The organism is Myroides gitamensis (assembly GCF_029894455.1).
GTDB lineage: Bacteria > Bacteroidota > Bacteroidia > Flavobacteriales > Flavobacteriaceae > Flavobacterium > Flavobacterium odoratum.
The window spans coordinates 2,351,012-2,371,388 of sequence record NZ_JARYHN010000001.1 but is presented as its reverse complement, the minus strand read 5'-3'; the positions used below and the strand labels follow the sequence as shown (position 1 = coordinate 2,371,388).

Below are 20,377 nucleotides of genomic sequence, written 5' to 3'. Positions count from 1 at the left end.
TTATGAAAAAATTACTTGTATTATCTTTGTTTTTTATGTCTATCTTGTCCATCAATGCGCAAGAAATTGATTTAAAAGCCATGACACAGGCGGACAGAATTCGCTATGTTTCTCAAGAAGGAACCAGAGCCTTAGATCAACATCTTCACGAGTTTATGAAAAAAATGTATGGCAACCCCAATATTATGCGTCCGGGTTATTCAGCCTATGCTGGTAGTTACAAGGAAATACTGATAAGGGATGAGGATGTACAGCCTTTAACTGAAAAATATGGTGATTTTGTCACAGATTATACCTTTAAAAAAAATGATTATATCTATCATATTAGTTTTGTCGCCAATCAGCGTGTTTGGAACCCCTTATTGTATCGAGCGATAATACTTAACAATGGGAAGGCGCTTAAAATCACTGTTCTAAGTGTTAGGGAATCACAAGTTATTTATCATAAATAATAGTTTAACTTAAAGGAAAATAGTTGTATGCTTTATTACGTAAAAAAAAATAAAAAATTACTTGTATTACTTTTGTTTTTTATGTCTATTTTGTCCATCAATGCGCAAGAAATTGATTTAAAAACCATGACACGGGCGGACAGAATTCGCTATGTTTCTCAAGAAGGAACCAGAGCGTTAGATCAACATCTTCACGAGTTCATGAAAAAACTATATGGCAACCCCAATATTATGCGTCCGGGTTATTCAGCCTATGCTGGTAGTTACAAGGAAATACTGATAAGAGATGAGAAAGCCGTACAGTCCTTAACTGAACAATATGGAAAGTTTGTAACGGATTATACCTTTAAAAAAAACGATTATATCTGCCGAATTAGTTTTGTTGCCAATCAACGTGTTTGGAAGCCTTTACTGTATGATGTTGTCATTTTGAATAATGGAAAGGCATTGAGTATTATGATTTTGAACGAGGGTTATTCAAAAGTTATTTATCATAAATAATAGTTTAACTTAAAGGAAAATAGTTATATGCTTTATTACGTAAAAAAAAATAAAAAATCACTTGTATTACTTTTGTTTTTTATGTCTATTTTGTCCATCAATGCGCAAGAAATTGATTTAAAAACCATGACGCGAGAGGAACGAATTCGTTATATTTCTCAAGAGGCAACCAGAGCCTTAGACAATCATCTCTATGAACTTGTACAAGATGTGTATGGTAAAAATATGATGCGCCCGAGTTATTCAGCATTTAAAGAAAGTTATGCTGAAGTACAAGTTAGCAATCAAGAAGAAATAAATGAATTTTATGAGTTGTATGGAGATTTTGTTACCGATTATATATTAGAACAAGGGGATTATATATATAACATTAGTTTTGTAGCTAATCAACGTTTGTGGAAACCTTTATTATACAGAGTTTCTGTGCTTAATAATGGAAAAGCATTAAGTATAACTATATTAAAAGCGGGTTATGGTAACATTATATATAATGAATTATAATTATTTACTGAAGTAAGGAGTTTCACTTATAAAAATATCCAGTTTGATTTTAATTTTTTTGTGTACTTTGTTTCTAAAACTAGAGTGACTTGTTCAGCATATTAATGATCGAAACTTCTACTATTTTGTCCTATCATTTAAATTATGAGTGTGCTTTTATCTTTTACATAAAAATATTTCATGTCCCATTTTTGACACGAGTAAAATGTTAAGTATTTAAATATTAATCTGTTAGATTTCGTAAAATAATCCTGATTGGATCACGAAAAAGTCTTAACGAAAGTTAAGACTTTTTTTGTTTTAACACCCTATTAAATCAGAAAAAGAGGATCAAGTACAAAACTTGGGGGGCAGTATAAAAAAGAGTTTTTTTAAGTAGACTTTTCCAGTTCGTATGTCCCTAAAAAGAAAAAGATTTCTTTCACATTTGTCATCCCGACGAAGGAAGGAGAAGGGGCGCATCCTATAAATCATTTTTTATTTAACGTCTATTAAGTGAAAAATTTAGTTAATCTAATGAAGAAGAGGGTTTTATCTCTAATCACTCTATGCCTCATTCTAAAGTATTTAATTTTTGTATTAAGGAATTCAACCGCTGTATGGGTACTTTTCTGCTTGAAGTTTTGGGGATATTAAAAATGATCTTGTAGATGTAAAAACTAAAAAGGAGTTGTATGTTAGTTTAATTAACTTATTTTTGCATTTAATTATCTTTAATTTTTTGTAAAAATATGATAAAAAAATAATTTATTTACTAATACCCTTGTTTGTCATGAGTTGTTCTTTTGAAGATGATCAAATTGACACCCTCCAAAAAACAAAGACAGCGAATAGTGTAAAAGAGTATAGTTTTACCAAAGAACAAGCGCATCGTTATGCTCAAATAGCCAATGATTTTGCGGTTGTTCATCTGGATGATATTTTGGGAAAGGCTTATTTCAATGCTAAAACACCTCCTTTATTTGAATTCTTTTATTACGTTTCCAAAATTGGAGATAAGGAGTATATTGCGTTATTTCTGCATGAAAAACCTTCCACAATGCACGAGTTAGATGAAGTTGTTGCGAGGGGCTATACCAATGTTATTTTTGAGATTAATTCCAAAGAAGACAACTTATATTTTCCACATTTAATTAAGATTTATCCTGCTTATGATTATCTTACAGCCAAAATAAAAAAACAGAGTCTTAAAGAAGGGGACGAGTTAGACATTCGATATTTAGTAAATATGGATGATTTCTATGGAGACGAGGTGTATTTCGAAGCATCGGAAAGGCGGTTACTACAAGCGGAAGACTTGATTAAAGAAAAAGGATTGGGAGCAATACATAGGAGTACAAGAGGGGTGACTATAAAGAATAAATGGCTACCTGAAATTATTATCACAAAATATCCTCCAGGACATCCCCCACAACCCGATGGTTCCACCCCTGTTCCACCTAGACCTAGTTGGGGTGACAGTAAAAACAGCGGTAATTCGAATGGTATACCACCTACAGGCGGCGGTGGCGGCGGGTTTGATTTTTTACGCCCAGGAGGAAAACTGATTATACAAGATCCTTTAACACCAGAAGAGGAAGAATGGGAAAGAATAAAGAATGGAGAAACAATTGTGGCGGATGTAAAAATTGATACTGCAATAAAACAATTATGGAATGTTGCAATGAATAAATTTACTAGAAATAAGGAACGACAAGAATTGGGCTTTTTTATCTTTTACAGTGCGGATTCAGGAGAATATTATCCAGGTAATATGCAGCGCGGACCAATAATCACAGATCCAAGTGAACGTGCTTATCTACCGATTGCCGACTATACATTAAATCCTACACCCGATATGCCTGCTGATGCTGTAATGGTGGCTTGGTACCATCATCACACCGTTATTGGAGAAGAAGGGATTACGCGAAAACCAGGTCCTTCAGATGAAGACATAAGAATCGGACGTGATTATGGTGTAACTGTAATTGTCAAAGATTTTGAGGGGACTTATGATGATAGTGAAGGAGAGAATGTTATAAAATACAGTGCAAATCCTCAAGATCAAAACACAGAATTTTATTATCACCATTTAAACTAATACTTATGAAAAAATTACTCGCATTACTTCTGTTTTTTATGTCTATTTTGTCCATCAATGCGCAAGAAATTAATTTAAAAGCCATGACACAGGCGGACAGAATTCGCTATGTTTCACAAGAAGGAACCAGAGCGTTAGATCAACATCTCCATGAGTTTATGAAAAAATTATATGGCAACCCCAATATTATGCGTCCAGGTTATTCAGCCTACGCTGGTAGTTACAAGGAAATACTGATAAGAGATGAGAGAGCCGTACAGTCCTTAACTGAACAATATGGAAAGTTTGTAACGGATTATACCTTTAAAAAAAACGATTATATTTATCATATTAGTTTTGTCGCCAATCAACGTGTTTGGAACCCCTTATTGTATAAGGTTGTTATTCTGAATAATGGAAAGGCATTGAGAATTATGATTTTGAACGAGGGGTATTCAAAAGTTATTTATGCTAAAGATTAATTTATCTTTATTATATGAGCTGTATACTTTATTACGTACAAAAATGAAAAAATTACTCGTATTATCTTTGTTTTTTATGTCTATCTTGTCTATGAATGCGCAAGAAATTGATTTAAAAACCATGACACGGGCGGACAGAATTCGCTATGTTTCTCAAGAAGGAACCAGAGCGTTAGATCAACATCTTCACGAGTTCATGAAAAAACTATATGGCAACCCCAATATTATGCGTCCGGGTTATTCAGCCTATGCTGGTAGTTACAAGGAAATACTGATAAGAGATGAGAAAGCCGTACAGTCCTTAACTGAACAATATGGAAAGTTTGTAACGGATTATACCTTTAAAAAAAACGATTATATCTGCCGAATTAGTTTTGTTGCCAATCAACGTGTTTGGAAGCCTTTACTGTATGATGTTGTCATTTTGAATAATGGAAAGGCATTGAGTATTATGATTTTGAACGAGGGTTATTCAAAAGTTATTTATCATAAATAATAGTTTAACTTAAAGGAAAATAGTTATATGCTTTATTACGTAAAAAAAAATAAAAAATCACTTGTATTACTTTTGTTTTTTATGTCTATTTTGTCCATCAATGCGCAAGAAATTGATTTAAAAACCATGACGCGAGAGGAACGAATTCGTTATGTTTCTCAAGAGGCAACCAGAGCCTTAGACAATCATCTCTATGAACTTGTACAAGATGTGTATGGTAAAAATATGATGCGCCCGAGTTATTCAGCATTTAAAGAAAGTTATGCTGAAGTACAAGTTAGCAATCAAGAAGAAATAAATGATTTTTATGAGTTGTATGGGGATTTTGTTACCGATTATATATTAGAACAAGGGGATTATATATATAACATTAGTTTTGTAGCTAATCAACGTTTGTGGAAACCTTTATTATACAGAGTTTCTGTGCTTAATAATGGAAAAGCATTAAAGATTAGTATATTAAAAGCGGGTTATGGTAGAATTATATATAATAAATTATAATTATTTACTGAAGTAAGGAGTTTCACTTATAAAAATATCCAGTTTGATTTTAATTTTTTTGTGTACTTTGTTTCTAAAACTAGAGTGACTTGTTCAGCATATTAATGATCGAAACTCCTACTATTTTGTCCTATCATTTAAATTATGAGTGTGCTTTTATCTTTTACATAAAAATATTTCATGTCCCATTTTTGACACGAGTAAACTGTTAAGTATTTAAATATTAATCTGTTATATTTCGTAAAATAATCCTGATTGGATCACGAAAAGTCTTAACGAAAGTTAGGACTTTTTTTGTTTGTACGAAGTTGTACCGTCTAAGTAAGGGATCCACAACTTCCGAATCAAGGGATCCAGTATAAAAAGTCGGGGACTACGTAAAAAGGCAAAATTGATTACAGTTTAAAAAGAAGTTGTATTTTAGATAATTCCTATATTTTATGCTTAATCAGTGCACATGAAAAATATACTGTTATTATTTATTTTTATTTCTTTTGGCACAATTCATGCCCAAGAAATAAATTTAAGAAACTTGTCTCCTGGGCAAAGGAAAGACTATGTCATTCAAGAAGCTACAAGAACTTTAGATGTGTTTCTTCATGACTTTTTAAAAAAACACGTGGATCCAAACGCTCTAGTGCCAACCTATGTTCCTAGTAATCATTATAGTGAGACACAATTAACTACGGATGAAGAGATAGAAGATTTTTATTATTTTTATGAAGATGTTCTTACTAATTATACCGTGGTAAAAAACGATTATGTTTATACTGCTCGTTTTACAGCATCAGGACTTAGCGGAGAGGAAATTCTCTATAGTGTTAATGTGCTTAACAATGGTAAGGCAGGTAGTATGAAGTTAGTAAAAAAAGGAATCGGTCGTATTTTATATAATGCAATAGAATAATTGAGATAAAGTATATAAACTTTATTCCGTTAATGGGAGAAATAGGAAAAAAATGATTTCATATCAAATAAATTGATAAACACCTGAAGGTTATAGATACCCTTAAAAAACAATAGGTATTTGTAAATCAATTAGTTATGTGTTGTAAAATAATCCTGATTGGATCACGAAAAAGTCTTAACGAAAGTTAGGACTTTTTTTGTTTTGTAGTAAGTCCTACTGTTTAATTAAGGGCGAATAACTATCCGCCCTTAATTTTATTTTTGCTAGTAAATAACCTATACTTTCTTTGGTGGAAGATCGAATGCAACAGCTTCATGTTCAAAGTGACCATTGTGTGCACCATCACAAAATGGTTTGTTTTTTGAAAGCCCACAACGACAGATTGAAAGTACGGTTCTACCTTGTAATCCATACGCATTTCCATTTCGGTCTACGATTTCAAAATCGCCTTCGATCTTTACTGATCCGTTATTGTTGATTGTTAGTTTTGTCTTTGACATGTCTATTTGAGTTTTGTTATTTTGTACAATAATAGAACAATAATACGAGTCCTATTACGGGGCATTTCTATTTAGAAAGATTCCTTTTTAGCAAATTCAGCTAAATCATTGGGAATAAAAGAAAAAAGCTAAAAAGAGGTGAAAAAGTTTTTTCAACCTTAAATACGATTGCATTTTCGTATTTTTAACCAACCCTAATCAGCTTTGATTTGTGCGTTTTATTGCGGAAAGATAGGATGATGTATAAGGGGAAATTAATGAATAAGTCCAATGAACCTAATTACACTTCCGAATGATTTGAACCTCGATGCTTCAGCCTCGATTCAAATTTTTGATTATTGCAGTTCCCAAGAAATCGCTCGTCAGCAAATCGTTTTGAATCAATATGTGTTTAGTTTTTTGTTGGAGGGAGTAAAAGAGGTTGTTTTTGATGATGCCATACAAGTTATTGATCCATCAAGTTTTCTTCTGATGAAGGCAGGACATTGTTTGATGACGGAAAAGCTATCTAAACATAGTACGTACAGAAGCGTATTGTTCTTCTTTAGCAAGGAAGATATTCAGAAGTTTGCTCAAAAAATAGAGTTAAACCCACCGCAGGCACAGGAATATCAATCGATTCATTCCTTTGCATACGACGATTTTATTCTTCGATATGTAGCTAGTTTGCTTGATATTGATAAACTCTCAACAGAAGCTCAGCATCGATTATTAGCAGTGAAATTCGACGAAATTATGTGGTATCTTATTGAAGTCTATGGGATGGATTTGCTCTACTCTTTGTTGCATCATAATGACAGTACACAAAAGTTTACTCGTACCATTGAAAGTAATAAGCATCATAAGTTAACCCTCAAGGAACTTGCTTTTTTGTGTAATATGAGTGTTTCTACTTTTAAAAGAACCTTTGAAAAACATTATGCTGAATCACCTATGCAGTGGTTTCAGAACAAACGATTGGACTATGCGCGTTATTTGTTGCATTTCGAAAAGAAAACGGCCTCGGAAATCTACCTTGAAATAGGGTATGAGAGTTTATCGAGTTTCATTCAGGCTTATAAAATCAAATTTGGGGTTACTCCTAAACAAGATCAGATAAAATGAGCTTTTAGCGATAGTTTTTGAACCAATAGAAAAATCCACCTAACTAAGCGTAGCAGTACTTTTACTTGAAATTTTTTAATTAAATTAAAATGAAAAAACAACAAGTATTCATGCTGCTATTCTTGATGCTATCAACGTCAATATTTGCGCAAAAAACATTTACTTTATCGAGTAAGGATTTAGGTGGACAAGGAACAAAACAAATGGAATTTAACGGATTTGGTTGTGCAGGATTGAACCAATCTCCTCAATTGTCTTGGGAAAATGCACCTGAAGGGACGCAGAGTTTTGCGATTACAATGTATGATCCCGATGCACCAACAGGAAGTGGATTTTGGCATTGGGTGGTATTTGATATTCCTTCGAATGTAACTGAATTAGTTGCAAATGCAGGGGATAGTAGCTTGGATTTAGCACCTAAAGGAGCAATTCAAAGCAAGACTGATTATGGAATGAAGGGATTTGGAGGACCATGCCCACCAGAAGGACACGGATATCACCAATATATCTTTACGATTTATGCTTTAAAAACAAAAACATTAGGATTAGATTCGAATGTGCATCCTGCTTTGGTTGGGTTTAACCTAGGGAATCAAACTTTAGCAAAAGCGAGTATCGTTGCTTATTATAAACGATAAGATAAAGAGTGAATTACATACAAAAAAAGTCTTCGATTTTACGAAGACTTTTTTTGTATCTAGCTTTTTCATTACTCTAATATCGAACAAGGAATATCTTCATTTGGCGTATACGTAATGTTATCTTTCGATGCGCCTGTTGCTTTTCCCCATTGTGCAATGGCAGTGAGTAACGGAATTAGGGTTTGCCCAAAATCAGTTAATTCGTATTCCACTTTTAAAGGTGGTTTACTAGTATAAACGGTTCTGTTAATCAAACCGTGTTCTTCTAATTCCTTGAGTTGTAAGCTTAAGGTGCGTTCCGTTATCATCGGAATTGCCTTTCTCAATTCGCTATATCGTTTTTTTTCTATTAAATGAATGAGAATGACGGCTTTCCATTTACCACCTATGTATCTCATTGTCAAACTTGTACTGCATGGGAATTCTTGGTTGTCTATCGTATACATCTGTTGCTATCCTTTATGACCGTTATTGCAAAGATAGTTTACTATATATAAGTTTGCAACTATAAAAAGTATAGTATTAATAAAATAAATAAAAAAACGATGAGTATGAATTTCTTAGATTTAGCAAAACGCAGGTATGCAGCTAAAAAATACGACGTGACTAAAAAGATTTCGGCGGCACAAATTGAAGAATTAAAAGCAATCATTCGCTTAAGTCCTTCGTCTATTAATAGTCAACCTTGGAAGTTTACTTTTGTGACCAATGAAAAGGTGAAAGCGAAATTAGCAGCACAGTCTTATACGAATGAGAATTCCATCAATGACGTAGGATTAGTCGTGGTATTTAGTGTAATGGAAGATATTGAACACTTTGAAGCCCGCAATATTTCAATCTTACCGGAAGGATGGATTAAAGGCTTTTATGAACCTTTAGTACGTGCTCGTGGTGAACAAGCAACAAAATCGTGGATGGAGAATCAAGTATACCTGTCTTTAGGATACTTTTTATCCGCTTGTATTAGTTTAGGATTGGATGCAACGCCGATGGAAGGAATCGATCGTCAAGCTTATAAAACTATACTAGGGCAAGAAGGATATGCGCCTTTATTTGTTGTTACAGTAGGATATGCTGATCATTCGGATACAGCACACCCAACAGTATCTCCTAAAACTCGTTTTGAATTAGAGGAAATTATAGAATCGATTTAAGGGTTAAGGGTTAATGGTTAAGGGGGACGGTTAACGGTTTACAGTGAACGGTTTGTGGTTAACTGTAAACTGTCAACCAATTTACCACGCTCGTTTATCCGTAGTAATAGGTTTTGTGATATCAAACACAACGTTAAAGCTTGTTTTAGAACCAGCGCGTTGTAAGTTATAACTGTATTCTTTTTCGTCAATGGTTACCCACCACAGGTTAGATACAGCGGCAGGGATATCCAAGGCCGTTTCTTGATCGGCAGGGAAATATTGAATATGAGGGGTGCCTGAATTAGTTGTTGTTCCACCATACATGGTTACCTCATCTGGTTTTCCATTGCGTTGACGGTGGTCGTGTTTCAATTCAATTCGGTCTCCTTTTGAGGTAAATACCCAAGTGCGAGAAAGATCATCTCCTACAAAAAAAGCAATCTTTACTTCTCGTTTATCACAAGAGGAAACGTACATAATTAATTCTTTGTTATCAAAATCTGCAGGAACAGGTGTAGATACAATGGTCCCTTTATAGGCTTTACCGCAATGCTCCGCGAGGTTGTGTATAAACTGTTGGGAAGCATTTGGCGTTTGGGCTTTTCCACATAATACACCGCTGATACAAAACAGCAGGACAAGTAAATTTTTCATGATAGATTGAATTTATAAAAGATTAAAGATAGGAGTATAAATTGGGGATTGCTAATTTCAGAAAGCGTAACAATAGAGCGTTATTGCTATATTCGCAATTAATCATCTGGAATATGTATAAGCATTGAATTAAAAATCTTATTTTTGAGAAAAGCTAAACAACAATGTATAAACTGACTGAGCAATTCATTCCAGTAGATGGGCAACAAATTTTTGTGCATTTGTATACTCATGAACATCCCAAGACTGATACAACCTTAGTTTTATTACACGATTCATTAGGAAGCGTGGAATTGTGGCGTGATTGGCCTGGTTTATTGGCTAGTCAATTGCAATGCAACGTTATGGTTTATGATCGTATTGGGTACGGGAAATCACAACCCATGCAGACTTCTTTTCGAGCGAATGATTATTTAGCAGAAGAAGGAGCGTTTTTAGAGCGTTTACGCCTTGTTTTGCAATTAGGCAAACTTGCTGTGTTTGGGCATAGTGACGGGGCTTCTATTGCGTTGTGGTATGGGGTTTTGTATCCCGAGAATACTGCTGCGATGGTGATTGAAGCAGGTCATGTTTTTGTAGAAGATGTAACAATCCAAGGAGTAGCTGATGCAAAAAAGGCATACGAGGAGACGGATTTGCGCTATCGTTTAGCAAAATACCATGGAGAACGCGTAGAAAAGTTGTGTTATGCTTGGTTTGATATCTGGTTGAGCCCTGATTATCGCAATTGGACGATGGTGCCTGAATTGCCTCGTATTACGTCACCTTTGCTATTCTTACAAGGCGACTTGGACGAATATGGAACATTGAAACAAGTAGAAGATACCGTTACACAAGTTAGTGGAATTGCAGAACAATATATCTTTGAAGGAGTAGGGCATATCCCCCATAAAGAACAAAAGGAGAAAACCTTAACGTTGATTATCTCCTTTTTAAATCGCTACTTATAGTTTGAGTAAATGTTCAATCTTATCAAAAAATAGTTGTTCTATTCGAGGGTCTTTCGCTTGTAAATAGGAAGATTTCAAACTGTTTAAGTATTGATCTAAATTAGTAATAACACTCCCTTGGGCCAGTTCGAAAGGCACTTGAAGATTCTTGGCTTTAATTGTCTCTAGGGCAGTTTTGATATACGTTTCTTTATCCATTGTTCTTGTTGTATCGTTCACAAAGATATAAAATCATTTGCAGGATAAAAGAAGGACAAAAAGAATAGCCTAATCTAACAATTTAGATTAGGCTATTCTTTATTTATCTCGGCAATTCAATTGTATACGTCTTGCCTTTTGTTTTTACATTGGTATTCACCAACCACGGATTGTATAACTTCAATAGTTTATAGTTAGAACCTTGTTCTATAGCAAACATAGGTAGGTCTTCAATATCTTTATCTAACGTAATTGTACGCATTGGAATAGGTGGATACTTTTCTGATTTAGGAATGTCATATCCGTATTTTTGTGGATTAGTCATGATTTCTTTCATGGCAAGGATACGAAATACATAGCGCGAAGTTTCTTGATTCAGGAATAAATCATAGTAGTTGTCTACGTATTGTGCATTCATTGCTTTAGTCATACCTGCCATTCCACGGTTGTAAGCGGCAGCTACCATGGTCCAAGAACCAAAGCGAGCTTTTGCATCCTTAAAGTATTTACATGCGGCTTCCGTCGCTTTCTCTAAGTGATAGCGCTCATCGATATACTCATCAACGACTAAGTTGTATTCTCCTGCTGTTCCTTTCATAAATTGCCAAAATCCAGAAGCTCCTGCAGAGGAAACAACATTGGATAAGGTACTTTCAATTACACATAGGTATTTAAAGTCATCTGGGATATTGTTCTTTTTTAAAATAGGTTCAATAATAGGGAAATAACGTTCCGCTCTTTTGATGACCAAGGTGGTAGATGAATGCAGGTTCGCATTGATGATCATCTCGCGATCAAAACGCTCTTTGACATCAATCACATCCAAAGGAGCCTTCTCTCCTGCAAAATTTGCAGTTAAAGGAAGCGGAACATGGTGATCGGTTGGATTTTTTGCTTCTACAGGATCCGCAGTTGCATGTGCGGATGCAAAAATAAAAGTAGACGCTATGCCCACAACTGCCGCTGTGTAAAGCACATTTTTAAGACTCTTTTTCATTGTTATTTCAGTATAATTTTTTCTAGATGTTGATTAAACCATTTGTATTTCACTATAATCATGGCGTGTGTTCCCCCTTGAACTTCAATTGCATTTCGTACGTTTTTAAACGGAAATATCTCGTCTTTCGTTCCGTGAATATGAATCACATGATCTAATTCTTCTGTTTGATCCCAGGTCAGAACGGCTTGAATACACCAGTTCAGATAATGAGGATCTCGAACAGATAAATAGCGATTGTACAAGGTCACGCGTTTTTTTTGTTTGTCATTGCCATATCGTTCAATCATGCGAAGGAGAAACTCAATTCCATGCGTTGGGAGGAGTTTATATAGTCGGGTATATTTAGCCCATTTAAAACGCCTCGGAAATTCTTTGTTCGTCCGTACACTCGAAATGATAATCACTTTTTGAACGTCAATGAGCTTCATTAATTCTTGCGCGATAATGCCTCCAAATGAAACGCCTACCAAGATAGGGTTATTATGTTGAATAAGGGGAATGTATTTTTTGGTATAAGCAAGTAAGCTTTCTTTTTTTTCGCAAGGTAACCATTCTAAAAAATGCAATTCAAAACGTGTAGTATCCCATTCCAATCTTTCAAATATGAGTGAAGTTGATGACATTCCAGGAAAGAAATAAATTGGTATTTTGTTCATTTTAAATAAATTAACATAGTTAATAGGGGTGGTTTGGAAAAAAATGACGAACTTTGATAAATATAGGAATAAAACTTTTTGTTTACATCCTATATAAGCGCTAAAAATTTCTTGCGATATAATTTTGTTATGGAAAGATGACTCGGGTGAGTCCTTTATTCTTTTTATGCTATGAAAAAGAACATTTTGCCTAACATGAAAATATAAAATTTTAGTATAATGGAAATTAAAGACAATGAATTGCTTCGTCAGTTTGAGCTCGAAACCGATCAAGGTTTGCTTAGCGTGGAGTATTCACTTCAAGAAAGAAAAATCTTTCTTACCAAATTAAAAGGATTTGAAGAAGGTGTTCAGGCACAATCCATCGATTTCTTAAAAGGAGTACTTGATATTGTTAGAGAAAAAAGATTGAGAGTCGTTCCTACACATCCAAAAATTGTTTCTTTCTTTAGGAAAAATCCTATTTACAAAGAAATGCTTCCTCCAGGGATAAGAATTTAATCCTGTGAGATTTAAAAACCACTTATAACACACACAACATACCCCTAATGGGTGAAAAAAACAAAACCTGTTTGAACTTCAATTCAAACAGGTTTTTTTTATTTAACCCAAATTCAGCAATAGACGGATGAACGAGAGTGAATTATACAAAATAGCGCTGAACTTATGAAAAAAGCATACTATAGTATGGTTTTAGAAGAAGTGAATGAGATATAAAGTAGAATTAACTCGTAGTATTCGGCTAATGCGGAATTTGGGTTTAATCTAGAAAATCAAATCGAACGATACCGTCTTCATCAATTTTAGTTAATTTAATTGGGCGTAAAGTATTAACTAAAGCAGGATCCCAAGGTGTTTTTACTTTGACATAGTTTTCTGTAAAACCGTGGATGTATCCCTCTTTGTTTTCACTTTCAAATAAGACCGTTTTGTCTAAACCAAGTTGAGATTCGTAAAAAGCTCTGCGTTTCTTCACGGATAAACCGCGTAACATTTTGCTTCTTTTGTTTCTCACCTCCATTGGTACTACACCTTCCATGTCAACCGCTTCAGTATTGTCGCGTTCAGAATAGGTGAATACATGCAGATATGAAATTTCTAAATTGCTCAAGAAATTATAAGTATCCAAAAACTTTTCGTCTGTTTCACCAGGAAAACCAACAATCACATCCACACCAATACAACAATCTGGCATGACCGTGCGAATTTTATCTACACGTTCAACGTATAGTTCGCGCATATAACGGCGTTTCATTTTTTTCAAAATGTCATTGCTTCCCGATTGTAGCGGAATATGAAAGTGAGGAACGAAGGTTCTACTTTTAGAAACGAACTCAATCGTCTCATTTTTCAATAAGTTAGGCTCGATAGACGAGATACGTAAACGCTCAATTCCCTCTACTTGATCCAAGGCTTGTACAAGTTCTAAAAAGGTGTGTTCGTGCTTCTTATTTCCAAATTCACCTTTTCCGTAGTCTCCAATGTTAACTCCTGTCAAGACAATTTCTTTGATGTCTTGAGCAGAAATCTCTGCTGCATTTTTCATTACATTTTCCATGGTATCACTACGAGAAATTCCTCGAGCCAATGGAATCGTACAATACGTACATTTATAATCACAACCATCCTGTACCTTCAAGAACGCTCTTGTTCGATCACCTATAGAATAAGATCCTACGTAAAAATCGGCTTCAGAAATTTCACAAGAATGCACTTGTCCCATTTCATTTTTAGAAAGGTCATTGATATAATCCGTTAGTTTGAATTTTTCAGTTGCTCCTAAAACCAAATCCACGCCATCTACATTGGCTAATTCAGCAGGTTTTAATTGCGCATAACAACCTACAGCGGCAATAAAAGCCTTGTCGTTTTTCTTTTGCGCCTTTTTTACTATTTGTTTGAATTGTTTATCTGCATTTTCGGTTACAGAACATGTATTAATTACATAAATGTCTGCCACATCCTCAAATTCAACACGATCAAAACCTTCATCTACGAAACTTCTTGCTATTGTTGAGGTTTCAGAAAAGTTTAGCTTACATCCTAGGGTGTAAAAAGCTACTTTTTTTCTATTTTCCATAATCATTCTTTACTATGAGTAGTAACTTTGAAGTATATTTACTCTTTGTTGTCACAAAGCTTGCAAATTTACGTACAAAATTCGGTTTGATGAAATCAATAATTTATTATATATCAATTCTTTGTGTTGTCTTCACTGTTTATTCTTGTCAAAATAAAAGAGATGAAAATGAGAGAGGAGCAGTATTTCGATACAATGAAAGTTCAAATATTCAAACACTTGACCCAGCTTTTGCGCGAAGTATGGCAATCATTTGGCCGTGTAACCAATTGTTTAATGGATTGGTTCAGCTGGATGATCAGTTGCAAGTCGTGGGAGATATTGCTCAATCATGGCAAGCTTCTCCGGATGGGTTAACCTACGATTTTACCTTGCGCAAAGACGTGTATTTTCATCCACATCCCGCTTTTGGAGCAGCACAGACGCGAGCAGTAACAGCTAGTGACTTCGTTTATAGTTTAGATCGACTAACGGATGCGAGAACCGCCTCTCCAGGTGCGTGGATCATGCAGAAAGTAAAGCAGTATGAAGCGTTGAATGACACTGTCTTTCGATTGGAACTAAAAGAATCTTTTCCTGCCATTTTAGGCTTGTTGTCCATGCGTTATGCCTCAGTCGTGCCTCGTGAAGTGGTTGAAGACCCGCAACATGATTTTAGAACACATCCGATTGGAACGGGGCCTTTTTATTTTAAATTTTGGGAAGAAAATGTCAAATTAGTTTTACGTCGTAATCCCAACTATTTTGAAACAGATGAAAAAGGAGTTCAATTGCCTTATTTGGAATCGGTAGCTATTACTTTTTTGCCAGATAAGCAAAGTGCCTTTTTGCAGTTTATACAAGGAAAACTTGATTTTATTTCAGGTTTAGACCCTTCTTATAAAGATGATTTAATTACGCTAGAAGGAAAATTACAAGACAAGTATCAGTCCTTGGTACAAATGGAAACGGGACCTTACCTCAACACAGAGTATTTGGGCTTCAATATGGAAGATAAACAAAGCGCTATAAGTGATAAGCGAATTCGCCAAGCGTTAAACATAGGATTTGACCGCGAAAAAATGCTCAAGCACCTGAGAAGTGGCATGGGAACTACAGCAGTAGGAGGGATTATTCCCCAAGGCTTGAAAGGCAATATTCAGGTGGAAACACTGTATGATGTTACAAAGGCTAAAGCACTTGTACAAGCTTATAAAAAAGAAAATAACTTGACCAGCGTGGTGATTCCGTTGTCTACCAATGCGGGCTATTTAGATATTGCGGAATACTTGCAAAGAGAATGGCAAAAAATTGGGTTAACTGTTGAAATTGACGTGATGCCACCAGCTACTTTAAGACAGGGAATGGCTTCGGGAAAGATTGCTTTTTTTAGGGGAAGTTGGATTGCTGATTACCCGGATGCAGAAAATTACCTGTCGTTATTCTACAGTAAAAACAAAGCACCTAATGGGCCTAATTATACTTTTTTTGCCAATCAGGCCTATGATCGATTGTATGAAAAAGCTTTCTTGGTTACGGATGAGAAAGAGCGTGAGCAATTGTATGAGCAAATGGATCAGTTAATTGCAGAGGAAGTGCCCGCACTTATTCTCTTCTATGATCAAGCGGTGCGATTTAGCCGAAAGGATATTCATCAATTGGGAATCAATCCCATGAACAATTTATTTCTAAAAAAAGTTTGGAAGGAATAAAGAAATATAATTTTTCTTCCAATGGAGATTTATTTTAGATATAATAGTATATTTGAAGTCGCAGAATATCAATGAGATATTCTATTTATGTTACAACCTTACACACGAATACTATTATGAATGAGTTAGTCGTTCTAATTGTGGATGACGAAATGAAAGTTGCGGAAGTATTAAAACACCGATTGCTGAATAGCATTCAAATCCAACATAAAATGGTGTTTTATATGGCAAAATCAGTCGCAGAAGCAGTAAAAATGATTGAGCAATACGTGCCAGATTTGGTTTTTTTAGACATTCAAATGCCTAAAGAAAACGGGTTGGCTTTGTTTGACTACTTTAAAGAGCCACTTCCGTTTGAAGTGGTTATCACCACCGCTTATAGTCAGTATGCACTAGAAGTTTTAAATGAATATACTTGTTTACATTATTTATTGAAACCGATAGCTGTTGAAAACTTACAAGCTGCTTACGATAAATTTGTTGAAAAGGAAAGCCAACAATCTTTTATCAAACTAATCAAAAACAATCAAAAGAGAGAAGTTGTTGCGATAGAAGATATTCTATATTGCAGAGCAGATGACAATTACTGTGAAATCTATTTACAAGATCAAAAGTATTTGATATCTAAAACGTTAGGAGCAGTTTCTTCAAAATTAAAGCACCCGCAATTTCATCGTGTAGGCCGATCATATGTCGTTAATTTTAAACGAGTTAAACACATAGAGATTGGTACAAATCGCGTTGTTTTTAAAGATAAGGTAATCATTAATGATCAGGAGATTAACCATGACATTGTCGTTTCAGCAACTAAAATGAAAGAATTTAGATTGCTTGAGTTATGAGAAGGAGGCTTGTGCTCTTGCTATTTGGAATTGCATTTCCTTTGCTTTACGCACAAACAACGGTTACCAAACGTTATACAACAGAAGATGGACTGATAGCCAATGACATTAGAGCGCTTTTATTAGACTCTAGGGGTGTCCTTTGGATTGGTTCAAGAGCGGGATTGAGCGTTCGTCAGCAAGGGCAAATTGCTATTGATGAGGAATCGCTTCAGCACCGTTTTACTAATATTACAGCTATAGTTGAGGATAAGGATCAAGGAATCTGGATCGGAAGCTATGGACAGGGGATATTGTATAAAGGCCAAAAACAGACGCTTTTGTTTAAGGAACAGTCGGGATTATTTGCTACGCGTATCAATACGCTATTTGTTGCTGCATCTAAATTGTATATTGGAACATCAGAAGGTATCACTACGCTTGATATTCAAACGTTGATTATCGACAAACAAGAACCCCGAAATACGCTTAAAACGCCCAGTCCTGTTTCTAGTTTTTACCAAATTGGTGAGTCAGTTTTTGCGACTACAATTAATCATGGTATATTTCAAATAAAAGGAAGAACGCTCATTCCCATAGGCGAGGAAAAAGAAATTACAGTTTCTTTTTTTGATTCCAAACATCAAGCCCTATTCTTGGGGTTAAAGTTTGACTTGGAAATTCATTCCCTTCCATCCAATCAACCGATAGTGAAACACGGAATTAAAGGGACTCGTTTTTTTCAATCCGTAGAGAATCAGGTGTATTGGGTAGGAGCGGATATTTTAAATGAAGGTGGAGGAATTTATGCATGGGATGGGCAGCAGATAGAGAAACTCAATCAAAAATATGGAATTAACAATGCAGAACTCTATAGTTTAGCTTATGATGCTAAACGCAAGTTTTTGTATGTTGGAAGTAAAAAACAGGGGCTGTTTCAAGTGGACTTGGCTTCTCCTTTGCGCTTTGATCCGCGTTTTGGGCCAGTAGAAGCCATTGCATTATCTGGTGATACGGCTTATGTCTTTGGTACAAATGGATTGTGCTTGGTGCGTAACAATCAAGTTACTCATACGCTTGAAAAAACCGCTTTTAAAGCCTATCAATTAGCTCACCATAAAAAGTTTGTGGGGGTGACGACTCGAGCCCATCATTTTTTTGAAATAGAACATCAAATACCCTCTGAACAAATTCAGTTTTACAAGGCAGTCCAAGGGCTAAACGCTATTTGGGTCAGTACGAATATTGGCTTGTTTCAATTGAATTTTCAAGGAGAAATTGAAAGTTATGTAGGAGTACACACCTACCAGTTTGATTTTATTCAAAATCAATTGCTAGAAACAGACCCTTATGGAGGGGTAAGATTGTATCAAAATATAGCTGCTTTTCGCTATCAATTCCTCGATCGAGAGGATGGGAGTTATGTTCCTCGCGATATTGTAGGCATGCAGGCCATTGGAGATAAAATGTACTTGGCGGGAGCATTGGATGGTTTATATGTGTATGAAAACAACCATTTTCGCTCTTTTTTAAGTGAGGGCGTATTTTTAGAAAATCGACTGAAGCACCTTGAAAAAGGAGCAGGTGAAACGCTATATGTGGCGACTGATTTTGGTGATATCTATTGCTTAGATGTCAGTGGACAAGAACCTAAAATCATTCGGAAAATTCCTCAACAAGCTATTTTAGGACACGGAATAACCTTTTTACATTATAGGAATGATCAATTGCTTATCGGAACAAATAAGGGAGTGACGGTTTTGGATGCAGCGGGAACTTTTCTGTTTAATACAGAGCAAGGACTGGACAATTACAATGTAAAAAGCAGTGTCGTTTTAGGAAAGCAATTGATGTTAGGAACGGATGCTGGATTGTATACCCTAGATCTTGATTATTTTAAACCTCAAAAGGTTACTTATGATCTTGTGCTATCTTCAATTAAGGTAAACGGAACAAAATTAGATTTGAAAAAGCTAGAAGAGCAGGGAAATCGAGAGCTAGAATTACCCTATGATCAAAATTCTATTTTTGTCAATTTTGTTTTATTAGGCGCAAAATACCCAGAAAAATTAAAGTTTCAATATCGCGTTAAACCCACAGAAGAATGGTTGGATTTAGATCAACGGATGCTGTCATTGAATTATTTAAATTCGGGAGAGTATCCGATTGAAATTAGAATTTACGATTACGATAAAGGAGCAGAGCAAGTGAAAACACTGCTCCATGTAACTATCATGCCGCCTTTTTATTATAGTTGGTGGTTTTTTAGTTTACTCGTATTACTGGGAATTGGAATTGTTGTACTTCTCATACAGCGCATAAAGCGACAACAAGAAAGTAAAGACAAACAGTTGCGCTATGAGAAAAAAGTAGCGGAATTAAAGGTGCTTTCTGTTCGAAGTCAGTTGAATACACATTTTATTTTTAATGTGCTCAGTTCGTTTCAATATTTTATCATTGCACATAAAGAAGAAGAAGCGTTGTATTATTTGGAGCGATTTGCTTCTTTAATTCGAAAAACACTAAACCTATCTATGGTTGAACAAGTGAGCATCAAAGAAGAACTCGATTATGTTCAAGGCTATTTTGAATTAGAGAATATGCGATTGGATGAACGCGTTCAGTTGGAAATCGAGATTGATGCACAATTGAATATACATCACATTATGATTCCACCTTTATTGCTTCAACCTTTTATTGAAAACAGCTTGGTACATGCCTTTCCCGAAAGTATTGAAAACCCCAAGATTATAGTGAAAGTGTATCGACAACAACGCGATGTGATTTTGGAAGTCATCGACAATGGTATCGGAAAACAACAAGCCCCGGAGCCCTTATCAAAACACGATTCAAAAGGATTGTTTTTAGTCAAAGAGCGAATGAAGATGATTCAAGATTACTTAGAGGAGCATATTAGCATACAATCTACGACAGCAGGAACACGGATTCGTTTGGTATTAAAAGACACTTTAAGTGAATAAATCAACGAAAATCACGTCAATTATTTGTTAATAAAACTAAGGAATGACAGAAAGGATTGTATT

The 20,377-nt window shown here is 35.1% G+C and carries 23 protein-coding genes; 16 read left to right on the top strand and 7 right to left on the bottom strand.

Annotation, left to right across the window (positions count from 1 at the left end; all coding sequences use genetic code 11):
* The first annotated feature begins 2 nt into the window (after window positions 1-2).
* From M2306_RS10445 to M2306_RS10410, 8 genes are all read left to right on the top strand, one after another.
* Window positions 3-452, top strand: coding sequence for a hypothetical protein (locus M2306_RS10445; protein WP_259190902.1), 450 nt, complete (start codon window positions 3-5; stop codon window positions 450-452).
* 81 nt (window positions 453-533) lie between these two features.
* Complete coding sequence (locus M2306_RS10440) at window positions 534-953, top strand: hypothetical protein (protein WP_498882853.1); 420 nt, start codon at window positions 534-536, stop codon at window positions 951-953.
* 81 nt (window positions 954-1,034) lie between these two features.
* Window positions 1,035-1,454, top strand: coding sequence for a hypothetical protein (locus M2306_RS10435; RefSeq protein WP_498882852.1), 420 nt, complete (start codon window positions 1,035-1,037; stop codon window positions 1,452-1,454).
* 772 nt (window positions 1,455-2,226) lie between these two features.
* Complete coding sequence (locus M2306_RS10430) at window positions 2,227-3,534, top strand: hypothetical protein (RefSeq protein ID WP_498882851.1); 1,308 nt, start codon at window positions 2,227-2,229, stop codon at window positions 3,532-3,534.
* Window positions 3,535-3,539: 5 nt separating this feature from the next.
* Complete coding sequence (locus M2306_RS10425; RefSeq protein ID WP_259190960.1) at window positions 3,540-3,995, top strand: hypothetical protein; 456 nt, start codon at window positions 3,540-3,542, stop codon at window positions 3,993-3,995.
* Window positions 3,996-4,038: 43 nt separating this feature from the next.
* The gene (locus M2306_RS10420; protein WP_498882850.1) at window positions 4,039-4,491 is read left to right on the top strand and encodes a hypothetical protein; all 453 of its coding nucleotides are present in this window, start codon (window positions 4,039-4,041) and stop codon (window positions 4,489-4,491) included.
* 81 nt (window positions 4,492-4,572) lie between these two features.
* Window positions 4,573-4,992: a hypothetical protein gene (locus M2306_RS10415; RefSeq protein ID WP_498882849.1), complete on the top strand. Its 420-nt coding sequence runs from the start codon at window positions 4,573-4,575 to the stop codon at window positions 4,990-4,992.
* Between the two features lie 457 nt (window positions 4,993-5,449).
* Window positions 5,450-5,899, top strand: coding sequence for a hypothetical protein (locus tag M2306_RS10410; RefSeq protein ID WP_259189635.1), 450 nt, complete (start codon window positions 5,450-5,452; stop codon window positions 5,897-5,899).
* A 278-nt stretch (window positions 5,900-6,177) separates the two neighbouring features.
* On the opposite strand, the gene M2306_RS10405 is transcribed toward M2306_RS10410, so the two are convergent.
* Window positions 6,178-6,402, bottom strand: a complete 225-nt coding sequence (locus M2306_RS10405; RefSeq protein WP_060875030.1) for a CDGSH iron-sulfur domain-containing protein — start codon at window positions 6,400-6,402, stop codon at window positions 6,178-6,180.
* Between the two features lie 270 nt (window positions 6,403-6,672).
* On the opposite strand from M2306_RS10405, the gene M2306_RS10400 reads away from it, so the two are divergent.
* Window positions 6,673-7,506: a helix-turn-helix domain-containing protein gene (locus tag M2306_RS10400; RefSeq protein ID WP_259189632.1), complete on the top strand. Its 834-nt coding sequence runs from the start codon at window positions 6,673-6,675 to the stop codon at window positions 7,504-7,506.
* A gap of 89 nt (window positions 7,507-7,595) precedes the next feature.
* Entirely contained in the window at window positions 7,596-8,144 is a 549-nt protein-coding gene (locus M2306_RS10395) for a YbhB/YbcL family Raf kinase inhibitor-like protein (RefSeq protein ID WP_259189631.1), read from the top strand.
* Between the two features lie 71 nt (window positions 8,145-8,215).
* On the opposite strand, the gene M2306_RS10390 is transcribed toward M2306_RS10395, so the two are convergent.
* A complete protein-coding gene (locus M2306_RS10390) occupies window positions 8,216-8,593 on the bottom strand; it encodes a winged helix-turn-helix transcriptional regulator (RefSeq protein WP_115092681.1) in 378 nt (125 codons plus the stop codon).
* Between the two features lie 105 nt (window positions 8,594-8,698).
* Here M2306_RS10390 and M2306_RS10385 point away from each other — a divergent pair, with 105 nt between their 5' ends.
* On the top strand, window positions 8,699-9,301 hold the full coding sequence (locus M2306_RS10385) for a nitroreductase family protein (RefSeq protein WP_259189629.1): 603 nt from the start codon (window positions 8,699-8,701) through the stop codon (window positions 9,299-9,301).
* A gap of 81 nt (window positions 9,302-9,382) precedes the next feature.
* Here M2306_RS10385 and M2306_RS10380 read toward each other — a convergent pair whose 3' ends face one another.
* Entirely contained in the window at window positions 9,383-9,937 is a 555-nt protein-coding gene (locus tag M2306_RS10380) for a hypothetical protein (RefSeq protein ID WP_259189627.1), read from the bottom strand.
* Window positions 9,938-10,101: 164 nt separating this feature from the next.
* Between M2306_RS10380 and M2306_RS10375 the strand changes: the two genes are divergently transcribed.
* On the top strand, window positions 10,102-10,887 hold the full coding sequence (locus tag M2306_RS10375) for an alpha/beta fold hydrolase (protein ID WP_259189625.1): 786 nt from the start codon (window positions 10,102-10,104) through the stop codon (window positions 10,885-10,887).
* Here the strand turns inward: M2306_RS10375 and M2306_RS10370 are convergent.
* The 3 genes from M2306_RS10370 to M2306_RS10360 all read right to left on the bottom strand — a co-directional run bounded on the left by M2306_RS10370 (window position 10,882) and on the right by M2306_RS10360 (window position 12,741).
* The gene (locus tag M2306_RS10370) at window positions 10,882-11,085 is read right to left on the bottom strand and encodes a hypothetical protein (protein WP_002990460.1); all 204 of its coding nucleotides are present in this window, start codon (window positions 11,083-11,085) and stop codon (window positions 10,882-10,884) included. The two genes, M2306_RS10375 and M2306_RS10370, sit on opposite strands and share 6 nt — an antisense overlap.
* Window positions 11,086-11,188: 103 nt before the next feature.
* Window positions 11,189-12,082: a lytic transglycosylase domain-containing protein gene (locus tag M2306_RS10365; protein WP_259189624.1), complete on the bottom strand. Its 894-nt coding sequence runs from the start codon at window positions 12,080-12,082 to the stop codon at window positions 11,189-11,191.
* 2 nt (window positions 12,083-12,084) lie between these two features.
* A complete protein-coding gene (locus M2306_RS10360; RefSeq protein ID WP_259189621.1) occupies window positions 12,085-12,741 on the bottom strand; it encodes an alpha/beta hydrolase in 657 nt (218 codons plus the stop codon).
* 219 nt (window positions 12,742-12,960) lie between these two features.
* On the opposite strand from M2306_RS10360, the gene M2306_RS10355 reads away from it, so the two are divergent.
* Entirely contained in the window at window positions 12,961-13,242 is a 282-nt protein-coding gene (locus M2306_RS10355; RefSeq protein WP_002990470.1) for a GNAT family N-acetyltransferase, read from the top strand.
* Between the two features lie 259 nt (window positions 13,243-13,501).
* On the opposite strand, the gene mtaB is transcribed toward M2306_RS10355, so the two are convergent.
* Window positions 13,502-14,821: a tRNA (N(6)-L-threonylcarbamoyladenosine(37)-C(2))-methylthiotransferase MtaB gene (gene mtaB / locus M2306_RS10350; RefSeq protein ID WP_002990473.1), complete on the bottom strand. Its 1,320-nt coding sequence runs from the start codon at window positions 14,819-14,821 to the stop codon at window positions 13,502-13,504.
* Window positions 14,822-14,910: 89 nt separating this feature from the next.
* Between mtaB and M2306_RS10345 the strand changes: the two genes are divergently transcribed.
* From M2306_RS10345 to M2306_RS10335, 3 genes are all read left to right on the top strand, one after another.
* Window positions 14,911-16,512, top strand: a complete 1,602-nt coding sequence (locus M2306_RS10345; protein ID WP_259189619.1) for an ABC transporter substrate-binding protein — start codon at window positions 14,911-14,913, stop codon at window positions 16,510-16,512.
* A 71-nt stretch (window positions 16,513-16,583) separates the two neighbouring features.
* Window positions 16,584-17,354: a LytR/AlgR family response regulator transcription factor gene (locus M2306_RS10340; protein ID WP_259189617.1), complete on the top strand. Its 771-nt coding sequence runs from the start codon at window positions 16,584-16,586 to the stop codon at window positions 17,352-17,354.
* The gene (locus M2306_RS10335; RefSeq protein WP_259189616.1) at window positions 17,351-20,314 is read left to right on the top strand and encodes a sensor histidine kinase; all 2,964 of its coding nucleotides are present in this window, start codon (window positions 17,351-17,353) and stop codon (window positions 20,312-20,314) included. The genes M2306_RS10340 and M2306_RS10335 overlap by 4 nt, the downstream gene beginning before the upstream one ends.
* Window positions 20,315-20,377 lie beyond the last annotated feature (63 nt).